General features: G+C 64.4%; 8 protein-coding genes and 1 pseudogene. 6 read left to right on the forward strand and 3 right to left on the reverse strand.

The genetic code is table 11. From position 1 onward, the window contains the following. Positions 1-355: pseudogene (locus EOA22_RS22835) on the forward strand (lipo-like protein); the annotation flags it as partial. Positions 356-409: 54 nt separating this feature from the next. On the opposite strand, the gene EOA22_RS22840 reads toward EOA22_RS22835, so the two are convergent. Beyond that, the gene (locus EOA22_RS22840) at positions 410-1,381 is read right to left on the reverse strand and encodes an AraC family transcriptional regulator (RefSeq protein WP_013528662.1); all 972 of its coding nucleotides are present in this window, start codon (positions 1,379-1,381) and stop codon (positions 410-412) included. Positions 1,382-1,560: 179 nt separating this feature from the next. Between EOA22_RS22840 and EOA22_RS22845 the strand changes: the two genes are divergently transcribed. The 4 genes from EOA22_RS22845 to EOA22_RS22860 are packed head-to-tail and all read left to right on the forward strand — an operon-like array spanning position 1,561 to position 3,034. Continuing rightward, positions 1,561-1,704, forward strand: coding sequence for a hypothetical protein (locus tag EOA22_RS22845; protein WP_082826609.1), 144 nt, complete (start codon positions 1,561-1,563; stop codon positions 1,702-1,704). 11 nt (positions 1,705-1,715) lie between these two features. Beyond that, positions 1,716-2,060: a hypothetical protein gene (locus tag EOA22_RS22850; protein WP_013528664.1), complete on the forward strand. Its 345-nt coding sequence runs from the start codon at positions 1,716-1,718 to the stop codon at positions 2,058-2,060. Beyond that, complete coding sequence (locus tag EOA22_RS22855; protein ID WP_063169641.1) at positions 2,053-2,571, forward strand: hypothetical protein; 519 nt, start codon at positions 2,053-2,055, stop codon at positions 2,569-2,571. The genes EOA22_RS22850 and EOA22_RS22855 overlap by 8 nt, the downstream gene beginning before the upstream one ends. Before the next feature lie 22 nt (positions 2,572-2,593). Beyond that, the gene (locus EOA22_RS22860; protein WP_063169640.1) at positions 2,594-3,034 is read left to right on the forward strand and encodes a hypothetical protein; all 441 of its coding nucleotides are present in this window, start codon (positions 2,594-2,596) and stop codon (positions 3,032-3,034) included. 21 nt (positions 3,035-3,055) lie between these two features. On the opposite strand, the gene EOA22_RS22865 is transcribed toward EOA22_RS22860, so the two are convergent. Continuing rightward, complete coding sequence (locus tag EOA22_RS22865) at positions 3,056-3,856, reverse strand: helix-turn-helix transcriptional regulator (protein ID WP_063169639.1); 801 nt, start codon at positions 3,854-3,856, stop codon at positions 3,056-3,058. Between the two features lie 113 nt (positions 3,857-3,969). Between EOA22_RS22865 and EOA22_RS22870 the strand changes: the two genes are divergently transcribed. Beyond that, entirely contained in the window at positions 3,970-4,830 is an 861-nt protein-coding gene (locus EOA22_RS22870) for a hypothetical protein (RefSeq protein WP_063169638.1), read from the forward strand. A 284-nt stretch (positions 4,831-5,114) separates the two neighbouring features. Here EOA22_RS22870 and EOA22_RS22875 read toward each other — a convergent pair. Continuing rightward, positions 5,115-5,639, reverse strand: a 525-nt coding sequence (locus tag EOA22_RS22875; protein WP_127390231.1) for a hypothetical protein, incomplete at its 5' end; no start/stop codon positions are given.

Consider the following 5,639-nt stretch of genomic DNA (forward strand, 5'->3'; position numbering starts at 1 on the left):
TTTTTTCTTCCCGACACCGCCGGTGCCGGTGCGCTGGCGCCGCCGCATGCTGGCCTTCGGTTCCGGCGATCCGACACGGGCGATCTGCTCGACGCTGATTGCCGAGGCCTATGGCCAGATCCGCTATCCGATCCTGCCCGAGATCACCCGTGCGCCCGGCCGCGCCTCGGCGCAGTCGAACTATTCGCGCAAGGAAATCCTGCACATCCGCCACCATTCGCTCTACACGCCGCGCGATTTCGACCTGTCGCCCTATTTCCGCATCGTCAAGCCGACGCTGGAATATGGTTTCGACTACCGGGCGGTGACCTGGGACGACAAGCTTGCCGATCCCGGGGCCAAGGCCGCCGAATAAACGCGATCAAATGAGTCCAGCCGCTGCACAGGACCGCTGGCCGGCAGCCGGGCGTCAGTGCTTGCAAGCCGCGGCCCGCACGTCCGAGGGTGTGGCGTCATAACGGCGACGGAACGCCCGGTTGAAATAGGAAAGGTCGTTGAAGCCGGCCTCGTAGGCGATCGCGGTGATGCTGCGTCCGGCATGGCGCGGATCGCCGAGCATGCGATGGGCGCGCGCCAGCCGTTGGGTCATCATGAAATCAATCAAGGATGTGCCATCGCTCTCGAACAGCTTGCGGACGTAGCGGGCCGACAGTCCGTGGCGGGCGGCGACGTCTTGCGCCGACAGGTCGACATGGCCACCATGCGCGACGATATCGGCCTTGATGGCGCGCAAGCGGGCAACGCTGACGCCGCGGCCGCGTGCGATCTGGGCCGCATCCCTGGTCGCGCCCATGGCGAGTGCGGCAAGGTCGAAAACATGTGCCGCCGCAAGGTGGCAGGCCTCCGCAGTCAACTCGTCTCCGACCTCCTGGATCGAGCTGATATAGTCGAGCAACAGCCGCATCGCCCCGCTTTGGGTCGGCAAGGGCCGCATAAGAACCGCGGCCGGATCGCCGATCAGAGGCGAAAGCTGCTTGCGCGAAAAACTCAGATTGACGAAGCGAAACCCGCCGGCGCCGATCAGGTTGAGGCCAACCTCTTCACCGCTCATCATCAGCGCCTGGCCGTTGCCGACCGCCTCCTCGCGGCCGCGATGCTTCATCACACTGCCCCCGTCGAGGGCCGCCAGAAGAACGAAGTCGTCATTGTCGATCAGCGACGACGTACGATGCACCCGGAATTCCGATGAGCTGCCGGTGGCGATGCCGAGGCCTGGCAACGCGCGCACCCGCATGTCGATCTGCGCCGGCGCCAGCGGATCGAGGTCCACCCTCAGAACCGTGCGGCCGTAAACCTCACGCGTGATCTCGACGCGATCCCGCTCCGGAAACATCTCCGTCGCCAGCCTGAATGAGGCTGACGTCCCCATCGTCGCAGTCATCGACACCCCCCATGCCCAAGAGCGCGGTCATATGCGCCGGAGCCTGCAAAACGTCAATCCCGGGCCGTTTTGGCCGCTTTCAGTGCCGTTCTGTCCAAGCTGCCCCCCTTTTATGCCCCTAGTTTGCGGCGCGATTCCGGAACCGGAACCGCATTGGCGGCAATCCAAAGGGGGGCACGATGTTTCATTTGCAACTGTTCAAGACGCTGTCGGCACTGGCTGCGGCAGGGTTCAATCCGCGCATCTATCTGCTGTCGATCGCCTTGGGCAACGCAGTGACCGATCATCGCGAGGCCAAGCTGCCGCCGCGCGCTGCCCGATGATGAGCAGCACCATGAAAAAGAGCATTTTCCTGGCCCTGACCATTGCCCTTGCGGGCTGCCAAACGGGCCAGGTCGACGACAGGCCGGCATCGATCGCGAGCGCGGCCGGCAGCAAGAAGGCCCGGAACGAACCGACGACGGAAACGGCATGCGCCGATGCGGCCAAGAAGGCGGCGAAGGCGCAGACCAATGCGGCTCTGCTCGGCGGTGTGCTGTCGATGGCGGGGGGTCTTGGCGGTCTGGCTGGCAATGGTGGGGTCATTGCCGGCCAGGCCGCCTCGATCGGCGGCTCGGTTCTGCAGTCCCAGGCAACGAGCAGTGCCCGGGCCGGCATTGCGGAGGATTGTTATGGCTGAGCGGCGTTTCGTAGCCATGCGCCGGCTGGCCGGCGCGCTCGCACTTGCCGGCATGATCTTCGACAGCCCGCCTGCCTTGGCGCTGACAGCGCGGGATGCGTCGGCGGTCGTCGGCCTGATCGAGGCCTTGCAGCCCGAATTCGGTCAGTTCGCCTATGACGAGGAGATCGCCGCCGACTGGTACGAGCGCGATGCCGCGGACAAGGGCTTGATCGGCAGCGCCGGTTTCACCGCCGACAGCTGGAAGGTCGCGCTTGGAGAGACCATGCGCGGGTTCCTGGCGACGATGCCGGTCGCAGAACTCGATGCCATTTTCGCCAAGCTCAGAAATGCCATATCCGGCATGAGGGAGCTGACCGAGGCACAGAAGACGGAGACCATCGCCGCGATCGACGAAGAGGACGAAGGCTTGATGGCCTTGCGGGCCGAGGGTGACCCCTTCGCCGATGTCGTCAGGCCGCTGACGCCAAAAATCCGCAGCCTCATCCTCGGCCCGGCGATGGGGCAATAGGAGGTTGGGCAACAGGAAACGGGTGGCCGGAAAAGCAACTCCGGGCGGGAGCCTCGAGGCCGAACATCGCGATATTTTTCCAGCCACGGCACGTGCCGGGCGAGGCAGCCCGATCGCGATGCTGATCTGCCTGCTGGCCTCCGGCTGCAGCCAGACGGCCGCCAGCCCGCCGATCACGCCAGACCAGCATGCGCAATTGGCGGAGTTGGCGGCCGGCCCGGACTCGCCGGCAGGGCTTGGCGAGGCCCTGGCTGCAGTCGAGGCGACCAGGAAAATGCAGGACTGCCGGGCGCGTATGAACGAGACGGTCGGGCAGATGAAGACGATGGGCGCCGTCAATGGCGCGGTCGGCGTCGCCGGTCGCATGGCGGGTCCGGGGGGCAAGACAGCGGCAAAAATGGTGGCGGTCGGCACTGCCAGGGTCGTGCGCGGGAAGCTCAGCCACCAGATGCAATCGTGCTGAGACGATTGACGCGGTGCCTGGTCAGGCCGGCAGCGGCCGCTGTCCTTTCGCGGCGGCGGGCGTATCAGGCCTCGCCCCGGCATCTCGCGCGTGCGGCCCGATCGGCATGATTGCCGGAAATGGCGTCGCGCCAAAGGCAAACGTCCATTTGTAGCCGATCAGGCCATCCTCCGGCGTCGTGTGCTGGTCGTGATGGGCGAGCAGCTTGGCGCGGTCGGCGAGATCCTCCGCCTCGCGCCGCACCATTTCAGCCGTCTCCGGCCGCATCCGCCTGGAGAAGCTGACGAAGGTCGCTTCCTTGTCGATATGGGTGATGGCCCAGCCGATGAAATTCTTGTTGGTCATCTCGAACAGCGGCCTGAGCGGCCCTTCGAAGTTCCACTGGATCGGCGTCTCGACCAGCAGTCTCGCCGAGAGACCCCGTCCGAGCGCGATCAGGCCGAGTTCCTCGAGATCGCGCAGATAGAGGAACATCGAAGCCTCGCTCAGGCCTTGCGAGCGCATGATGCCTTCGGGCGTGAACTTTTCTGACAGCATGACGAAGATGAACAGCAGCGCCGGCCGGCTGGCGAGCTTGCGCTCGATCTCCGGCGCGATGTGGTTGACCGGCCCAGGCCCCCGGTTCATCGAGCCGAGCACGTTTTCCAGTTCGACACCGGCCGCAGCGCAAATCTCCATCAGCCGGTCGAGCTTGCAATTGCGCTCATGGAAGATACGCTTCACCGTCGGTTCGGAAACGCCCATGCGTTCGGCCAGCGCGCGATAGGTGACGCCCTTCGCCTTCAACGTCCGCTTCAGCGCCTGGAAGATCAGACCGTTCATTGGATGCACCTCTTGTCGCTAGTTTCGTATCGATATTCGATACTAGCGGCGTCAGGCCTTTCCGAAAAGTATCGAAAGCCATAGCTCTGCCTCGTCATCTCAGGAGAGCAGTCATGAACACCCTCATCACCTCAACCTTTATCGCCGTCATCGGCATTGCCGCAGTGCCCGCCGCGGAGGCCGGCGAACTCTGGCGCGCCACCGGGCTCGAACAGCCGGAATCGGCCCTGTTCGACGCCGCTGACAATCGCATCATCGTTTCCAACATATCAGGCAATCCCGGCGAGGCCGACGGCAACGGTTATCTCTCCGTGCTGTCGCTGGACGGCAAGACGGTCACCCAGCACTGGACCGACGGCATGGACGCACCCAAGGGCATGGCGATCTCGGGCGGCAAGCTCTATGTCGCCGACATCACGAAAGTCCGCGTCGTCGACCTCGCCAGCGGCAAGCTGGTCGCCAGCATCGCGGTGCCGAACGCGGTCTTCCTCAACGACATGACATCGGACCAATCCGGCAAGGTCTATGTCACCGACATGCTGGCCGACGCCATCTACCGCATCGATGGCGACCGGCCGGAGCTGTTCGTCAAGGACGGGGCATTGGCTTCACCCAACGGCATCTTCGCCGATGGCGGCCGATTGATCGTCGCCTCCTGGGGCAAGGGCATCAAGCCCGACTTCAGCACGACGGAGCTTGGCGGCCTGCTGTCGGTCGACATCGCCAGCAAGGTGGTTTCGCCCTTGCCGGCCGCCCAGAAATTCGCCGATCTCGACGGCGTCGTAGCCATCGGCGGCACCATCTATACCACCGCCTACATGACCGGCAAGCTCTACCGCCATCATGCGGGCGGCGCGCCGGAGGTGGTGGCGCAGTTCAAGCCGGGCAGCGCCGACATCGGCGCCGATGGCAAGTCGATCCTTTATGTGCCGTTGATGAACGAAGGCGAGGTTGTGGCGCTGAAGCTCGATTGAGAGCCATGATCGGCGCCTCAGGGCAGAGCTGCGAGACGTTCGCCAACGGCCGATGGACTGTCGTTAGTCGGCGAGGATCGTATTGTGGCCAATTAACGACGTCCCCGGATCGGCCCACCTTGTGCCAAGCGCCAATAGCCGACATTGCCGAGCAGATATTTTGATCTCGCCTTTGGGCCGGGAGCGGAACGTCCGGTTCGGGACGTGCTTGTGGCGAAGCTTCCGTCGCCACCGGTTCACCGCCGCCGGCGACCATACAGCGCGGAAGTCGCGTATCCCGATCGCTAGAGCACCCCGATACTGCGGAGCAAGGCTTGTAGTTCGGCCTCGACACCTGCCGCCCGCAGGACGGCATCCCGATTAATCCGGCGCGCCAGGTTGGCGCGCGTCATGGGCTTTTTGTATTCCGGCCATTCCTTTTCGAGCGCCTTAACCGCCCCCGGCGTATCGGGCGGGCGGTTGGCCGCCTTGCCCTCCAGATGGCGCAGCAGCATTGCCTCAAAGCAGGGCCGTTGCCAGAGAATCGTGATTCCGTTGTCGGCCGCGAGCTTGCGCGTTCGCTCGGCGCGCTGCGGATCGCGCTCGGCCTGGTCAAAATCCAAAAGCGCGAAGCGTTCCGCGGGCGCACGGCGTTTTCTCTGGAGCAGCTTCAGGCGCAGCACCGCCATCTCGATACGCGACAGCGGATCGCCGGTCCCCGGCCCCAATTCGTCAACGTGCAGGTGCACCGGCAAATTGGCATCGCGGATCAGATCTTGCAGAAAGCCGGCATAACCGACTTCTGACGCTCCCTCGCAGCCAATATAAAC

Source organism: Mesorhizobium sp. M7A.F.Ca.US.014.04.1.1 (assembly GCF_003998745.1).
GTDB lineage: Bacteria > Pseudomonadota > Alphaproteobacteria > Rhizobiales > Rhizobiaceae > Mesorhizobium > Mesorhizobium ciceri.